We start from the raw sequence: 14228 nt of genomic DNA, 5'->3' as shown, positions 1-14228 counted from the left end.
CCGTCAGCGATGCAGCACCTTCGCGACGACGATGCGGTGCGACGTCGGGTCGCGCCAGGCCAAGGCCAGGGCGTTCTGCTGCCTCCCCGAAGCCCCCATGACGAGCCGCGGAGGCATCGCGGAGTGGATGACCGGGCCGAGATCGGAGAGGTCGGCGGATCTGACGCGCCACCTGAGCGGGTGTTCCGGGATCTGCTGCGGCCACGCCAGCACGGTGGTCCACGAGCACCGGGCGACGGCCGGAGTGCCCGTCCGAAGCCCCGGGGCCGAGACCGGCTGCGGGGCCGCCCAGCCGTCGCGCCCGCGGTAGGCGTGGAACAGCGTCGCCACCCCAGCCCCACGCTCCCTCCAGACGATGTCGTGACGGGAGCGCCGGTCCATGACGGTGCTGTAGATGCCCAGCACATCGCCGCCGACGTTCGACACCGTCGTCGGCTGACCACCGTGGAACGACCCCCGCAGGCGTACGTCTCCGCCGCTGCGGTTGGTCCAATAGACACCGAACCTGCTGAACATCGGGGTGAGCATGTTCTCAGCGATGTCCCCGTAGGCCTCCGGACCGGAGGTGGGCAGCGTCAGGAAGAGGTGGGACAGAGCGACGTAGTGGTGGCCGTCGAAGCGACTGAACATCAACCGCTGCTCCTTCCACCCGGCCATCGACAGATCCCGGGCATCACCGCCGGCCGCCGACAGGAACTGTCGGTGGACGGTGGTCCCCGCGTGGTCGAGGGTCGCCATCTGCACCCGCCTGTGGTGCCCGTCGTCGCCGAGGTAGAACACCGTCGGTGTGGGTTCGCGAGAGCGGCCCTCGCGCCACTGCGCGGCGGCATACCACGGGATCGGCTTCACCGCGTCGCGGCGCGGGTCGGAGACCGTCAGTGGTCGCGACCAGCTGGAAGCGCCGTACGTGACACTCGCCATGACCACCGCGTGATGGCGGCGTTGTGCCAGCCACGACACGACGCGGGTGGCGTACGGCCGCACGTAGCGACCGGCCTTGTTCGCGCCACCGCCAGAGTAGATACGCACCTGGGGGTCGGCCACGTCGGTGCCCGGGGCCGAGATCCACACTGGACGACTCCAGTCCGACTTCCGGCGCTGCTGGGAGTACTGAACGCGCCAGTTCCGGCCGTCCCAGGCCCGCCACACCGCGGCCGTGTTGCCGATCCCGTCGTAGGCCAGCGCCGGCGACGTGGCCCGCCGGTGCGGGGGCGAGACCGATCGCGCGGGACCCCACCGGGGACCGTCCGTACGAAGCGCCGGTGCGGCGGCGGTGGTGCCGGCTGGACCCGGCGTCGACACGGCAGGACCTGTGAACACGGCCAGCCCCGTGGCGACGATGACGGCGAGGAGGAAGTAGGTGCGGCCACCCGTCCCGGTCACGTGCTGCATGCCTGCCACCACTTCTTGCCTATCCTTCACAGCGTCGTCGCCCGCGCGCTCGACGCGGTAGAGGCGTAGGTCATGGGGCTTCGGACGACAGTCAGGACCCACCGACCCGCCTGCCGCTCCGCGGGCTCGGCGGAGTTCTCCGTCGAGCGCTGAGGGGCTGGTCGCCGGCGCCTGCGAGGAGGACGATGCCGACATGGACAGAGCCGTGCTCAACTCGATGCCCGACGCCGAGCGGATGCTGGTCGCCGAGACCGACCGCGAGGCCATGGCCGAGCTCGACGAGGACGAGCTCCTCGAGCTGCACCAGCGGATCCGACGGGCACGCACCAAGTACGTGAAGAACTACCGGCGCGCCGCGAGCGCCTCGGTCGCCCAGCGCGGCGGCCGCGGGAAGAGCTTCCCGACCAACCAGCGCGACCGCGACCGCGCCGAGGTCTTCGAGGAGGCTCTCGCCCGGGTCAGCCGCCGGCTCGGCGTGGTGGCCGGCGAGTCCGCCAAGGCGCTCAAGGCCGAGCGTCTCGCGACTGCCCGGGCTGGCAGCGCCGGCCCGGAGACCGCGGCCGCGCGGGCTGCCTCAGCGCCTCGCGGTCGCGCCCGGACGACCCGCAAGACCACCGGAGGCGTCAAGAAGGACGCCTCCACCCGCTCGCAGGGCGCGCGGCGCCAGGCGAAGCGTGACGCTCGCTGACGCCGCGCACGGGTGCGGGCTCGATCAGGGCCGCGCGTCCCGTGGCAGCACCACGGCGTGGTCGCCCATCTCGGCGCGCCGGATCAGGTCCGAGACCAGGCGGTGCGCCTCGCCGATGGCCTCGACGAGCGCCTCGAGCCCGCTGTCGGTGCGGCCGGCCTCGAGCGCCCACTTGGCGGCGCTCATCCGCTGGACGAGCGAGTCGTTGATCTCGATGGCCTCGCGGTGGAGCGCGGCGGCGACCTCGAGCCGGCGACGCTCGGCCTCGGCCCGCTGCCCGCGGTCGACAGCCCGGCCGAGCAGGTAGCCGAGCAGCAGGAGCGGGAGCGCGCGCGTCACCCAGCCGGCCACGCTGAGGTCGACGTCGCGGGCCAGCACCCAGACCGCGACCAGCGCCAGCCCGACCACGCCGGCCAGCAGGCCGCCGCGGGCGCCGAAGGCCACGGCTGCCAGGGCGACCGGGAAGACGAAGAGCATGGAGTAGCCGTCGACCGGTTCGCCGACCGAGAGGCGCAGGGCCAGCACGCCGGCGAAGAGCAGGGTCACCACGGCGAGGGCCAGGCGGGGGTGGGCGCGGAACCACAGCTCGTCGTGCGGCACCGCGGGCGTCAGCGCGACCGGGGACGCGGCCGCGGTCGACGTCGTCGTCTGCATGCACACGAGGGTGCGACAGGACACCCGTGCACAACAGGGACGGAAGTCCTGCCCTCCGGCCCCGGGGTCAGAAGGTCGGCCGGTGCGAGCTGACGTCGTCCTGCACCTTGCGGACCAGGTCGTAGCCGCAGACCTCGCAGTACGTCTCCTTCACCGCCGCTCCGCAGTCGGGGCACTTCTGCGACCGGTGGAGCTTGTGCAGCCAGCGTGGACGCTTGAGCACGGGAGTCACCTCCTCCCCATCCCCACCAGTCCACGCCGTCGGGGCGGCCGGCGTCCAGAGCCGGAAGTCCTGCTCCGCGAGCACCGAGGGGGCAGCTCGAGGTCGGGGACCAGCTCGACGAGCAGGGCGCGCACCCGGCCGTCGCGGTCCGCGACGATCCGGCGCACCTCTGCCTCGTCCTGGGGGACGCGGGTGCTCACTGCGGGACCCCGGTCGGGGCGGGGTCGCGGTCGGGGAAGAAGCGGCGGGCCCAGAGGCTGACGTAGACCAGCGCGACCAGGGCCGGCACCTCGATGAGCGGCCCGACGACACCCGCGAGGGCCTGCCCCGAGGCGACGCCGAAGACGCCGATGGCCACGGCGATGGCGAGCTCGAAGTTGTTGCCGGCGGCAGTGAACGAGACGGCCGTCGCGCGCTGGTAGTCGAAGCGGAGGGCGCGGGTCAGCAGCATCGAGCCGCCCCACATCAGGACGAAGTACGCGAGCAGGGGCACCGCGATCCGGGCCACGTCGAGCGGGTTGCCGGTGATGGTCTCGCCCTGGAGGGCGAAGAGGATGACGATGGTGAACAGCAGCCCGTAGAGGGCGGCCGGGCCGATCCGCGGCAGGAACGACGTCTCGTACCACTCCCGCCCGCGCGTCCGCTCGCCGATCGTGCGGGTGAGGTAGCCGGCCAGCAGCGGGATGCCGAGGAAGACGAGCACCGACGTGGCGATGCTCCACATCGACACCTCGAGGGCGGCCTGCGCGAGCCCGAGCCAGCCCGGGAGGACGGACAGGCAGAACCACCCGAGCAGCGCGAACGCGAGGATCTGGAAGATCGCGTTGAGGGCGACCAGGATCGCCGCCGCCTCGCCGTCGCCGCAGGCGAGGTCGTTCCAGATCAGCACCATCGCGATGCACCGCGCGAGCCCGACGATGATCAGCCCGGTGCGGAACGCCGGCAGGTCGGGCAGGAAGACCCAGGCGAGGGTGAACATCAGCAGCGGCCCGGCCACCCAGTTGAGGACGGTCGAGGTCACCAGCATCCGCCGGTCGCGGGTGACGTGCCCGAGCTCGTCGTACCGGACCTTGGCCAGCACGGGGTACATCATCACCAGCAGGCCGACCGCGATCGGCAGCGAGACCGAGCCGACCTCGACGGCCGCGAGGGCGTCGTCGAGGCCGGGCACGGCGCGGCCGAGCGCGAGGCCCAGCACCATTGCTGCGATGATCCAGACGGGCAGGAACCGGTCGAGCGTGGACAGGCGCTGCACCACCGTGTCATCGCGGTGCGGAGGCGCGTGGAGCGCGGGCTCGGTCATGCCGGCCCTCCGTCGAGCGTGCCGGTCGCGAAGAGGTTGCCGAGGGCCGTCATCACCTCGGGGCGCGCCCGGTAGAAGATCCAGGTGCCGCGGCGCTCGCGCTGCAGGACGCCGCTCTCGTGCAGCACCTTGAGGTGGTGGCTGATCGTGGGCTGGCTCAGGTCGAAGTAGGGCGTCAGGTCGCAGACGCAGGCCTCGCCGCCCTCGTGGGAGAGCACGAGCGACAGCAGGCGCAGGCGTGTCGGGTCGGCGACGGCCTTGAGCAGCGGCACCACCTGCCCGGCCTGCGCGGCACTCATCGGCTTGTGGGCGAGGGGGATGCAGCTGGCCAGGGCGTCGTCGGCGAGCGACAGCTCGCGCAGCCCGGACCCGGACGAGGACTTCGACATGTGTCTATGTTGAGCGATGTCGAAGCAGGACCGCAAGCGAGGCTAGGCCACGGGCGTCCGCGACGGCAGGGTCGCCGGCACGAGGACGGCGGCGACGCACAGCAGGACGGCGAGCCCGAGGAAGACGCCGTCGAGCCCGCCGAGCGCCCCGGCCAGCAGCGCCGCGGCGAACGGCGCCCCGGCGGAGGCGACCATGGCCGGCGCGGCGAGGAGGCCGTTGTGCCGTCCCAGCCCGAGGGTCCCCCACCGGTCGGGCACGGCCGTCGCCTGGAGCAGCGTCATGATCCCGCGGGCCAGGCCGGCGGCCACCGACAGCAGCACCAGGACCACGTAGGGCCCGTCGACCAGGGCCAGCGCCGCCGTGGCCGCCGCCAGCACCAGCAGGGTGGCGACGGTGCGTGCCAGGAGCGTCGAGTGCTCGGCGAGCGGTCGGTAGAGGAGGCGGCCGGCGACCTGTCCGGCGCCGCCGAGGCCGAGGGCGACGGCCGCCGCGGTGAGGGCCACGCCGCGACCGACCAGGAGGTTCACCAGGTTGACCAGCGCGGCGTACGTCGCGAAGGCCGCGAGCGCCAGCAGCACGGCGAGGACGACGAACTCCCGCGACGAGCTCGCACGCCCGCCCCGGCTGCGCGGGTGGTCGTGGGCCACCCACGTCGACGGCAGTCCGAACGCGTGCAGCGGCACCGTGACGGCAGCCAGCACGACCATGAGCACGAGGTAGGCGCCCCGCCAGCCGAGGGCGTGCTCGAGGACCGCGGTGAGCGGCGCGAACACCGTGGACGCCAGACCGGCGACGAGCGTGACGGCGGTGAGGCCGCGCAGGGCGCGGCTGCCGCCCCAGCGGGTGACGGCCGTGAAGGCGGGCGTGTAGAGGACTGCCGACATCGCGACCCCGGCCAGCACCCAGCCGGCGAGGAACACCGCCCTGGTGGGGGCGAGCGCGATCAGCGCGAGCGCGGGGACGGCGAGCAGCGACCCCGTCGTCATCACGGGACGCGGCCCGTGCCGGTCGAGCAGGCGGCCGGCGAGCACGCCGGCCAGCCCGGTGACGACCAGCCCGACCGAGAAGGCGCCCATGGTGAGCGTGGGCGACCAGCCGGTGTCGGCGGTGATCGCGTCGGAGAGCACCGGGAAGGCGTAGTAGAGGACGCCCCAGGAGGTGATCTCGGTCGTGCAGAGGACGGCGACGGCGCGGCGGAGCCCGGCGTCGTCGAGGACGCCGGGCTCCTCCGACCGGTCGCTCGGGGTCATCAGCAGCGGCTGGACCCGACGGTGAGCACCTCGCCCTGCGCGGGGGCGCAGCACCCACCGGAGGCGGCTGACTCCTCCTCGTCGAAGAGCCCGGCACCTCCGCAGACACCGGTCTCGGGCAGCACCAGCTCGACCCTCGCGGCGTCCTCGTGGTCGCCGGCGAGCGTCGCCGCGACCGAGCGCACCTGCTCGAAGCCGGTCAGGGCCAGGAAGGTCGGCGCCCGGCCGTAGGACTTCATGCCGACCACGTAGAGCCCGGCCTCGGGCTGCGCGAGCTCGGCGGCGCCGTGGGGGTAGACGGTGCCGCACGAGTGGACGTTGGGGTCGATCAGGGGCGCCAGCCTCGTCGGCGCCTGCAGGGCGGGGTCGAGGTCGAGCCGGACCTCGGAGAGGAAGCCGAGGTCGGGGCGGAAGCCCGTGGTCACCACCACCTCGTCGACCTGCCCGACGCGCTGGCCGTCCTCGGCGACCACGGCGAGGCGGTCGCCGTCGGCCTCGACGCGCGCGGCCCGGAAGCCGGTGCGGGTGGTGACGAGGTCGGACTGCGCCGCGGCGCGGGCGCGGTCGCCGAGCGCACCGCGGGCGGCGAGCTGGTCCTCGGCGCCGCCGCCGAAGGTGTGGCCGAGGCCGGGACGGCGCACCAGCCAGCTCACCCGGGTGCCCGGCGCCTCCTGGGCGAGCGCGGCCAGTGCCACCAGCACGGTCTTGGCCGAGGCGCCGGTACCGGCGACGACGACGTGCTTGCCGGCGTAGCGGTCGCGGGCGGCCGGGTCGGCCAGGTCGGGGATCCGGTAGGCGATCCGGTCGGCGTGCTCGACCTCCCCCAGGGCCGGGTAGCCGTCGGCACCGAGCGGGTTGGCGGTCGACCAGGTGCCCGAGGCGTCGACGACGGCGCGGGCGGCGACCACCTCGGCGCCGCCGGGCGTCGCGACGTGCACGGCGTACGGCGCGTCGTCGCGGCCGGCGTCGACGACCAGGTCGCGCCCGGCGCGGGCCACGCCGGTGACCCGGGCGTCGTACTCCACGACGCCGAGGGCGTCGGCCAGCGGCTGCAGGTAGTCAGCGGCCCAGCCCGCCCCCGTCGGGTAGCGCTCCGGGTCGGGCGCAGCCCAGCCGGTCGGCTCGAGGAGACGCCGGGCCGCGGGGTCGACGAGCTCCGACCACGGGGAGAAGAGCCGCACGTGGCCCCAGTCGCGCACGGCCGCGCCGGCGGTGGCGCCCTGCTCGAGCACGCGGGCCGGGAGGTCGCGCTCGCGCAGGTGGGCGGCGGCGGCCAGCCCGACGGGGCCGGCGCCGATGACGATGACGGGGAGCGGCTCGCTCATCACGGTCACCTTTCTTCGATGATGGTCGATGAATTTCTCGGAGTGTGACTGTATCGACACGCGTCGATGCTTTCAACCATCGATCGAGATCGATACACTGGTCCGCATGAGCACGACCGCCACCCCGATCCCGCTGACCGTGCTGCCCACGCCGCCGGCACTGCCCGCGCTGGGCGAGGCCGACGCCGCGACCTACGCGTCGTGGTTCGCCTGCCTGGCCGAGCCGATGCGGGTGCGGATGCTGCACGCCGTCGCCACCGCGCCGGCGGGCTTGTTGACCGTCGGGGCGCTGGCCGAGGAGCTCGGCATCAGCCAGTCCACGGCCTCCCACCACGTCAAGAAGCTGGCCGAGGTCGGCTTCCTGATCCTCGCCAAGGAGGGCACCTCCACGCTGGTGCGCGTCAACTCCGCCTGCTGCACGGGCCTCCCCCACGCCGCCGACATCGTGATGGGCTCGCTCTCGCAGCCCCGCACCACCGCCGGGGGCGAGGAGCTGCCCTGCTGCCCGAGCGGCCTGCCCGACGACGTGACGGTGCGGGCGATGGCCGAGAGCGACCTCGACGTCGTGCGCCGGATCTACGCCGAGGGCATCGCCACCGGGCAGGCCACCTTCGAGACCAGCGTCCCGCCCGCGTCCACCCTGTGGCGGAAGTGGCTCCCCGCCCACCGCTGGGTCGCGGAGGTCGACGGTGAGGTCGTCGGCTGGGCCGCCGCCGTGCGCACCTCGCAGCGCGACTGCTACGCCGGCGTGGCCGAGACCTCGGTGTACGTCGCCGAGGGGTTCCGCGGCCGCGGGGTCGGCAAGGCGCTGCTGCACCGCCAGGTCACCGCCGCCGACGCCGACGGGCTGTGGACGCTGCACACCTCGGTCTTCCCCGAGAACCGCGCCAGCCTCGCCCTCCACCACTCCGCCGGCTACCGCACCCTCGCGGTGCGCGACCGGATCGCCCAGCTCGACGGTGCCTGGCGCGACACCGTGCTCCTCGAACGACGCCGGGCCGACTGAGCGCCCGCCCGGCACCAGGCCTCATCACCTCCACGACGGAAGGAGATGGCGATGAGCACCACCACCCCCGCCACCCGCGGCACGACCCCCGGCAGCACCCCGGCCAGCGACGACGTCCGTGCCGCGGTGCGCACCCACTACGCCGCCCTCGTCGAGCCCGAGGGCTCGACGCGCGGCTGCTGCGGCGGCAGCGCGCCGGTGTCGCTCGAGCTCGGCTACAGCGAGGCCGACCTCGCCGCCGTCCCCGAGGGAGCCGACCTCGGGCTCGGGTGCGGCAACCCGCAGGCCATCGCCGCGCTGCGGCCGGGCGAGACCGTGCTCGACCTCGGCTGCGGCGCGGGCTTCGACGTCTTCCTCGCCGCCCGCGCGGTGGGCCCGACCGGTCACGTGATCGGTGTCGACATGACCCCCGAGATGCTGACGAGGGCCCGCGCCAACGCGCGTGCGGGCGAGGTCGCGAACGTCGAGTTCCGCCTCGGCGAGATCGAGCACCTGCCGGTGGCCGACGCCAGCGTCGACGTGGTGATCTCCAACTGCGTCGTCAACCTCTCGCCCGAGCAGCAGCAGGTGGTCGACGAGGCCTACCGGGTGCTGCGTCCGGGCGGACGGCTGGCGATCTCCGACGTCGTGACCACGGCCGAGCTGCCCGCCGACGTGCGGGCCGACCTCGACCTGGTCGCCGCCTGCGTCACCGGCGCCTCGACCGTCGACGCCGTGACCGCGATGCTCGAGCAGGCGGGGTTCACCGACGTCCGGGTGGTCCCGGTCGACGCCACGCGCGAGCTGCCCACCACCTGGGACCCGGCCGGCGACGTCCGCGACTACGTCGTCTCCGCCAGCATCGAGGGCACCCGGCCCGTCGGCGCATGAGACCGCAGGCGGTCGGGGTCGCCTGCGTGCTCGGGGCCACGGCGTGCTGGGGCGTCGGCACGGTCCTGAGCAAGCAGGCCCTCGACCGCGGGCTCGCGCCACTGACCCTGCTCGCGGTCGAGCTGGTGGCCAGCAGCGTGCTGCTCGGCACGTTCGCCTCCGTGCGCCGCGTCCGCGGCGAGGTCGCGGAGCGCCCCGACCGGCGACTGGTCCTGCTCGGGCTGCTCAACCCGGGCCTCGCCTACCTGCTCGGTCTGCTGGGCCTGCTCACCGTCAGCGCGAGCCTGTCGGTGCTGCTGTGGGCCACCGAGCCGGTGCTGATCCTGCTGCTCGCCGTCGCCTGGCTCGGCGAGCGCCTGACGCCGGTCACCACAACGGCCACGCTCGTCGCTGTGCTCGGCGCGGTCCTCGTCGTCCTGCGTCCGGGGGCGACCGGGGACGCCCGCGGGATCGCGCTGTCCGTGGCTGCCGTGACCGCCTGCGCCTGCTACACGGTGCTGACCCGGCGGCTGCTGCTCGACGACGGCACGGTCGGGGTGGTGCTGTCCCAGCAGGTGGCGGCGCTCGCGCTGGTCGTCGTCGTGCTCGGCGTCACCGCCGCCGCCGGGATCGGCACGGGAGGCACCGTCGAGCCGTCCGCGTGGGGATTCGCCGTCGCCTCCGGCGTCGTCTACTACGGCCTCGCCTTCACGGCGTACGTCGCGGGATTGCGCCGGCTGCCGGCGGAGGTCGCGGGGTCGCTGCTGCCCGCCATCCCGGTCTTCGGCCTCGCGGCCGCCCACCTCACCGGCGACCGCTTGAGCCCGGTGCAGTGGGTGGGGGTCGCGCTGGTCGTCGCCGGCACCACGACCGCTGCGGTGTGGCACCTGCGCGCCACCCCCGAGGCGGCCGCCGCACCGGCGGCCTGAGGCGGGTCAGACCCCCCGGGCGGCCTCGGCGGCGATCTGGTCGAACTGCTCGCCCATCGCCGCGGCCAGCTCCTGCGCGGCCGACAGCGGCCGCACCATGACCATGAACGCGTCGATCAGGCCGTCGTCGTCGAGGTGGAGGAAGTCGCAGCCGGTGATCGACCGGCCGCGCACCGTGGCCTCGAAGACCAGCGCGTGGTCGCGCCCGCCGGCGTCGGCGATCTCCCGCACGTAGTGGAAGTCCTCGAACACGCGGCTCACCCCGCGCAGGATCGCGGCCGTGATCGCCTTGCCCGCGTAGGGCTTGAAGGCGACCGGGCTGGTGAAGACGACGTCGTCGGCCAGGCAGGCCGTCATCGCGTCGGTGTCGCCGGCCTCGACGGCGGCGCGGAAGGCGTTCACGGGGTCCCCTGACTGTCGTCGCTCGCAGGCGAGCCTAGGCGCCGCCGCGGCAGGCCCGCAGCAGGGTCAGCGTCAGCGTCTCCGCCGCGGCCACGACCTCCGCGACCGGCACCGACTCGTGGGGTCCGTGGGCCAGCCGGACGTCGCCGGGGCCGTACTGCAGCGTGGGCACGCCCGCGGCGGCATACAGCCGCAGGTCACTGCCGTAGGGCGCGCCCCGCTCGCGCGGGGCGGGCCCAGCCGTCACGTCGGCGTGAGCGCCGGACACGAGCCGGGCGAGACGGCGCCTCTCCTCGGCGTACCGGCCGCTGGCGAACTGGCCACCCGGCCACCGCACGACCGGCGGGTGGTCGCGCAGCCACGGGTCGGCGCCGGCTGCGGCCACGACCGCCTCCTCCAGCGCGGTCCGGGCGTCGGCCGGGTCCTCGTCGAGGGCGACGCCGAGGCGCCCCTCGGCCACGAGAAGGTCGGGCACGCTGCTGGCCCAGTCACCACAGCGCACGCGGCCCACGGACAGCGGGTAGGCGACGGGGTACTCGGCCATCAAGGGGTCGACGACCCGGTTGCGCTGCCCCTCGAGGTCGCGGAGCGCGGCGTGCACGGGGAGGAACGCCTCGAACGCGCTGACCCCGGCGTAGGCCGTGCTGCCGTGGGTCGCCAGCCCCGGCACGGAGATCTCGAAGGTGAGGGCGCCGGCGTTCGCAGTGGTCAGGGTGCCGCTGGTCGGCTCGGCGATCACGCAGGCCGCGCCCCGGTGACCACGGGCCAGGGTGGCGAAGGCGCCCAGGCCGCCGTCCTCCTCCCCCACGACGAGGTGCACGGCGAACGGCCGCTCGGGGCGGATGCCGGCCGCGCGCAGCGCGCGGACCGCGGCCAGGCACGCCACGACCCCGCCCTTCATGTCGACGGTGCCACGCCCGTGGACGCGGCCACCGGCAACGCGTGGGCTGAAGGCGTCGCCCTCCCACTGCGCCGGGTCACCGGGAGGGACGACGTCGACGTGCCCCTGCAGCACGAGCGCCGGCACGCCGGTCTCCTCGGCGCCGCGCGAGGTGCCGACGAGCCCCCACGCCTCCGCCCGGGCCACCTCCCAGCCCGGGAAGCCGGGGTCGGAGGTCAGCGCGGTCAGGTCCAGCGACCAGAGGTCGACGTCGAGGTCGAGAGCCCGCAGCTGCTTGGCGAGCAGGTGGACGACGTCGTTCTCGGCGTCGGTCCCGCTGATGGACGGGACCGCGACGAGGTCGACCAGGTCGCGGACCAGCTCGCGCTCGTCCACGGACGCGAGCGCACGCAGCTCCTCGTCGCACAGGTCTCGGGGCACCGCGATCTCCTCCTTCGGCCCCGCTCCACGCTAGGGCCGACGAGGCCGCGCGCCCATGGCCCGACCGGGTCCTTTCCCCCCGGTGCGCAGGGGCCCGAGCGCCTGGCACGTCGGTGGCAGCCCGGGGTGGAGAACTCCCTCCCCCTACGCTGGGCCGCATGGTCCACCGCCGTGCCGGCGTGCTGCTGCACGTGACGTCCCTGCCCTCCGGCGACCTCGGGGACGACGCGTTCCGGTTCGTCGACTTCCTCGCGGCCGCAGGCTGCTCGGTGTGGCAGGTGCTGCCGCTGGTGCCGACCCACGACGAGGACCACTCGCCGTACAACGCGCAGTCGGCGATGGCCGGCAACCCCGACCTGATCAGCGCGGAGCGCCGCGCGCAGCGGGGGCTGCTCGTCGCCGCGTCGCTCAGCGACGACCAGCGGACGGCGTACGACGCGTGGTGCGCGCGACAGGCCGACTGGCTCGACGCCTACCTCGAGTACACCGCGCTGCGCGAGGCCGTCGGCCACCTGCCGTGGCTGGCCTGGGAGCCCGGCCTGCGCGACCGCGACCCGCGCCGGGTCGCCGAGGTGCTGACGCCCGTGGCCGACCGCGTCGAGGAGCTGCGGTTCGAGCAGTGGGTCTTCGCCGAGCAGTGGCGCGAGCTGCGCGAGCACGCCGCCGGGCGGGGCGTGCTGCTCTTCGGCGACCTGCCGATCTTCGTCGCGCTCGACAGCGCCGACGTGTGGGCCTCGCGCGAGCTGTTCGAGCTCGACTCGGAGGGGCGGCCGGTGACCGTGACCGGGTGCCCGCCCGACTACTTCGCCGTCGACGGACAGCGCTGGAACAACCCCCACTACGACTGGGCCGCGATGGCCGCCGACGGCTTCGCGTGGTGGCGGCGCCGGATCGCGCGGCAGCGGGAGCTCTTCGACCTGGTGCGCATCGACCACTTCCGCGGGTTCGAGGCCGCCTGGCACGTCCCCCTCGCGGCGCCGACCGCCCGCGACGGCTGGTGGGTGCCCGGGCCGCGGGACGCGGTGCTGTCGGCGCTCGTCGACGCGGCCGGCCCCGGCACGCTCGTCGCCGAGGACCTCGGCATGATCACGCCCGAGGTCGACGCGCTGCGGCGGCGGTTCGGGCTGCCGGGCATGAAGATCCTGCAGTTCGCCTTCGACGGCAGCCCCGACAACCCCTACCTCCCGCAGCACCACGGCGAGGAGAGCGTCGTCTACACCGGCACCCACGACAACGACACCACGCTCGGCTGGTGGCACTCGCTGGACGAGGGCACCCGCGACCAGGTACGGCGGCTGCTCGCTGAGCAGGGCCTCGACCCCGACGAGCCGATGCCCTGGGCCCTCGTGCGCCTCGCGCTCTCCTCGACCGCCGCGCTCGCCGTCGTACCCGCCCAGGACCTGCTGGGCCTCGGCGCCGAGAGCCGCATGAACACCCCCGGCACCGACACCGGCAACTGGGCCTGGCGGGCACCCGCCGACGCCTTCGACGACGCCCTCGCCGCCCGCGTGCGGGGGCTGGTCGAGGTGACGCACCGCGTCCGGGGCACCACCGACAGCGTCGGCGTCTGACCGTACGTCACGGCCACCTGTCGCTCGACGCGCGACTGGTCCACCGGCAGGACGACCTTCAGGTCTGGTCCGGGCCGATCGTCCCGCCGACCGGGGCACCCCGACCCTGATGGCCTGCTCGCACGCCCCGTCGAATGGACGTGGGCGGCCCCGCGGTGGACCGCCGTCGTCGCGGACAGGAGGAGGCGCCATGACCGACGGCTACCAGGCGCTGATCCGGATCACGGACTTCGCCATGAATCTCACCGAGGCGCCGGAGACGCAGTCCGTGTACGACGGCCTGACCACCGTCCTCCAGGACCTGCTCGGCATCACCAGCGTGCTGCTCCTCGACACGGACGGGCGGCTGCTGTCGATGGCCTCGGTGGAGCCGCTCACGGTGGCCCAGGTCGAGATGCTGCGGCGGCTGGTCACCTCCGGACTGGAGATCGCCGACGACGACGCACTGACCGAGGCCGACCTGCCGCAGCGTGTGCCTGACGGCGACGACTTCGGGCGTGAGGCCGCAGCGCACGGGATCCGCTCGCTCGCGATCGTCCCGCTGCGCATCGAGGGGAGCCACACCGCCTTCGTGTGCCTGTGCTCGCAGGAGCCCCACGACTGGGCGGACCTCGAGATCGGCTGCGCCCAGTGCCTGACGGCGATCACCGGGGCGTTCAGCGCGGCCAGCATCAGGCTGGGTCGCCAGACGGTGCTCGCCGCGCAGCTGCAGCACGCGCTCGGCGCGCGGGTGGTGGTGGAGCAGGCCAAGGGCGTGCTGGCGGCGAGCGAGGGCATCGGCGTGGGCGAGGCGTTCGAGCAGATGCGGCAGATGGCCCGCACCCGCGGGGTCTCGGTCCGCGCGGTGGCGGACGCCGTCGTCAACACCGGCCTCCGTCCCGGGAGCGCGGACTGAACGCCGCACCCCGGGACCTTCGGCCTCCCC

General features: G+C 74.4%; 15 protein-coding genes. 6 read left to right on the top strand and 9 right to left on the bottom strand.

Features of this window, described 5'->3' with window-relative positions:
* Positions 1-3: 3 nt before the first annotated feature.
* A complete protein-coding gene (locus ACFPGP_RS01240; RefSeq protein WP_378585774.1) occupies positions 4-1494 on the bottom strand; it encodes a hypothetical protein in 1491 nt (496 codons plus the stop codon).
* 91 nt (positions 1495-1585) lie between these two features.
* Between ACFPGP_RS01240 and ACFPGP_RS01235 the strand changes: the two genes are divergently transcribed.
* Positions 1586-2080: a hypothetical protein gene (locus tag ACFPGP_RS01235; protein ID WP_378585773.1), complete on the top strand. Its 495-nt coding sequence runs from the start codon at positions 1586-1588 to the stop codon at positions 2078-2080.
* A 24-nt stretch (positions 2081-2104) separates the two neighbouring features.
* On the opposite strand, the gene ACFPGP_RS01230 is transcribed toward ACFPGP_RS01235, so the two are convergent.
* The 6 genes from ACFPGP_RS01230 to ACFPGP_RS01205 all read right to left on the bottom strand — a co-directional run bounded on the left by ACFPGP_RS01230 (position 2105) and on the right by ACFPGP_RS01205 (position 7225).
* Positions 2105-2734: a hypothetical protein gene (locus ACFPGP_RS01230; RefSeq protein WP_378585770.1), complete on the bottom strand. Its 630-nt coding sequence runs from the start codon at positions 2732-2734 to the stop codon at positions 2105-2107.
* 67 nt (positions 2735-2801) lie between these two features.
* Positions 2802-2957 carry a hypothetical protein gene (locus ACFPGP_RS01225; RefSeq protein ID WP_378585767.1) on the bottom strand — a complete coding sequence of 52 codons (156 nt, stop codon included), beginning with the start codon at positions 2955-2957 and terminating at the stop codon, positions 2802-2804.
* A 196-nt stretch (positions 2958-3153) separates the two neighbouring features.
* On the bottom strand, positions 3154-4260 hold the full coding sequence (gene arsB, locus ACFPGP_RS01220) for an ACR3 family arsenite efflux transporter (RefSeq protein ID WP_378585765.1): 1107 nt from the start codon (positions 4258-4260) through the stop codon (positions 3154-3156).
* Positions 4257-4649, bottom strand: a complete 393-nt coding sequence (locus ACFPGP_RS01215) for a metalloregulator ArsR/SmtB family transcription factor (RefSeq protein ID WP_378585762.1) — start codon at positions 4647-4649, stop codon at positions 4257-4259. Before ACFPGP_RS01215 ends, arsB begins: the two co-directional genes overlap by 4 nt.
* Before the next feature lie 42 nt (positions 4650-4691).
* Complete coding sequence (locus tag ACFPGP_RS01210) at positions 4692-5900, bottom strand: MFS transporter (protein ID WP_378585760.1); 1209 nt, start codon at positions 5898-5900, stop codon at positions 4692-4694.
* A complete protein-coding gene (locus ACFPGP_RS01205; RefSeq protein ID WP_378585758.1) occupies positions 5900-7225 on the bottom strand; it encodes an NAD(P)-binding domain-containing protein in 1326 nt (441 codons plus the stop codon). The genes ACFPGP_RS01210 and ACFPGP_RS01205 overlap by 1 nt, the downstream gene beginning before the upstream one ends.
* 106 nt (positions 7226-7331) lie before the next feature.
* Here ACFPGP_RS01205 and ACFPGP_RS01200 point away from each other — a divergent pair, with 106 nt between their 5' ends.
* From ACFPGP_RS01200 to ACFPGP_RS01190, 3 genes are read left to right on the top strand one after another with little or no spacing between them, the layout of a single operon-like run.
* Positions 7332-8231, top strand: coding sequence for a helix-turn-helix domain-containing GNAT family N-acetyltransferase (locus ACFPGP_RS01200; RefSeq protein WP_378585755.1), 900 nt, complete (start codon positions 7332-7334; stop codon positions 8229-8231).
* Positions 8232-8282: 51 nt separating this feature from the next.
* Positions 8283-9101 carry an arsenite methyltransferase gene (gene arsM / locus ACFPGP_RS01195; RefSeq protein WP_378585753.1) on the top strand — a complete coding sequence of 273 codons (819 nt, stop codon included), beginning with the start codon at positions 8283-8285 and terminating at the stop codon, positions 9099-9101.
* On the top strand, positions 9098-10009 hold the full coding sequence (locus tag ACFPGP_RS01190) for a DMT family transporter (protein ID WP_378585751.1): 912 nt from the start codon (positions 9098-9100) through the stop codon (positions 10007-10009). Before arsM ends, ACFPGP_RS01190 begins: the two co-directional genes overlap by 4 nt.
* A gap of 6 nt (positions 10010-10015) precedes the next feature.
* Here ACFPGP_RS01190 and ACFPGP_RS01185 read toward each other — a convergent pair whose 3' ends face one another.
* Both ACFPGP_RS01185 and ACFPGP_RS01180 read right to left on the bottom strand, forming a co-directional pair.
* A complete protein-coding gene (locus ACFPGP_RS01185) occupies positions 10016-10411 on the bottom strand; it encodes a nuclear transport factor 2 family protein (RefSeq protein ID WP_378585748.1) in 396 nt (131 codons plus the stop codon).
* 34 nt (positions 10412-10445) lie between these two features.
* Complete coding sequence (locus tag ACFPGP_RS01180) at positions 10446-11732, bottom strand: ArgE/DapE family deacylase (protein ID WP_378585745.1); 1287 nt, start codon at positions 11730-11732, stop codon at positions 10446-10448.
* 158 nt (positions 11733-11890) lie between these two features.
* On the opposite strand from ACFPGP_RS01180, the gene malQ reads away from it, so the two are divergent.
* Positions 11891-13303 (top strand): 4-alpha-glucanotransferase, encoded by a 1413-nt coding sequence (gene malQ / locus ACFPGP_RS01175; protein ID WP_378585742.1) that lies wholly within the window; start codon positions 11891-11893, stop codon positions 13301-13303.
* 190 nt (positions 13304-13493) lie between these two features.
* Positions 13494-14198: an ANTAR domain-containing protein gene (locus ACFPGP_RS01170; protein WP_378585740.1), complete on the top strand. Its 705-nt coding sequence runs from the start codon at positions 13494-13496 to the stop codon at positions 14196-14198.
* Positions 14199-14228: the final 30 nt, after the last annotated feature.

The organism is Nocardioides taihuensis (assembly GCF_042657275.1).
Classification (GTDB): Bacteria; Actinomycetota; Actinomycetes; order Propionibacteriales; family Nocardioidaceae; genus Nocardioides; species Nocardioides taihuensis.
This window is presented reverse-complemented; position numbering and strand designations above follow the sequence as displayed.

Coding starts and splice junctions, on each gene's coding strand:
- ACFPGP_RS01235 (WP_378585773.1), top strand. CDS start 1,586: ATGGACAGAGCCGTGCTCAACTCGATGCCCGACGCCGAGCGGATGCTG.
- ACFPGP_RS01190 (WP_378585751.1), top strand. CDS start 9,098: ATGAGACCGCAGGCGGTCGGGGTCGCCTGCGTGCTCGGGGCCACGGCG.
- ACFPGP_RS01215 (WP_378585762.1), bottom strand. CDS start 4,649: ATGTCGAAGTCCTCGTCCGGGTCCGGGCTGCGCGAGCTGTCGCTCGCC.
- ACFPGP_RS01200 (WP_378585755.1), top strand. CDS start 7,332: ATGAGCACGACCGCCACCCCGATCCCGCTGACCGTGCTGCCCACGCCG.
- ACFPGP_RS01205 (WP_378585758.1), bottom strand. CDS start 7,225: ATGAGCGAGCCGCTCCCCGTCATCGTCATCGGCGCCGGCCCCGTCGGG.
- arsM (WP_378585753.1), top strand. CDS start 8,283: ATGAGCACCACCACCCCCGCCACCCGCGGCACGACCCCCGGCAGCACC.
- malQ (WP_378585742.1), top strand. CDS start 11,891: ATGGTCCACCGCCGTGCCGGCGTGCTGCTGCACGTGACGTCCCTGCCC.
- ACFPGP_RS01230 (WP_378585770.1), bottom strand. CDS start 2,734: ATGCAGACGACGACGTCGACCGCGGCCGCGTCCCCGGTCGCGCTGACG.
- ACFPGP_RS01210 (WP_378585760.1), bottom strand. CDS start 5,900: ATGACCCCGAGCGACCGGTCGGAGGAGCCCGGCGTCCTCGACGACGCC.
- ACFPGP_RS01170 (WP_378585740.1), top strand. CDS start 13,494: ATGACCGACGGCTACCAGGCGCTGATCCGGATCACGGACTTCGCCATG.
- arsB (WP_378585765.1), bottom strand. CDS start 4,260: ATGACCGAGCCCGCGCTCCACGCGCCTCCGCACCGCGATGACACGGTG.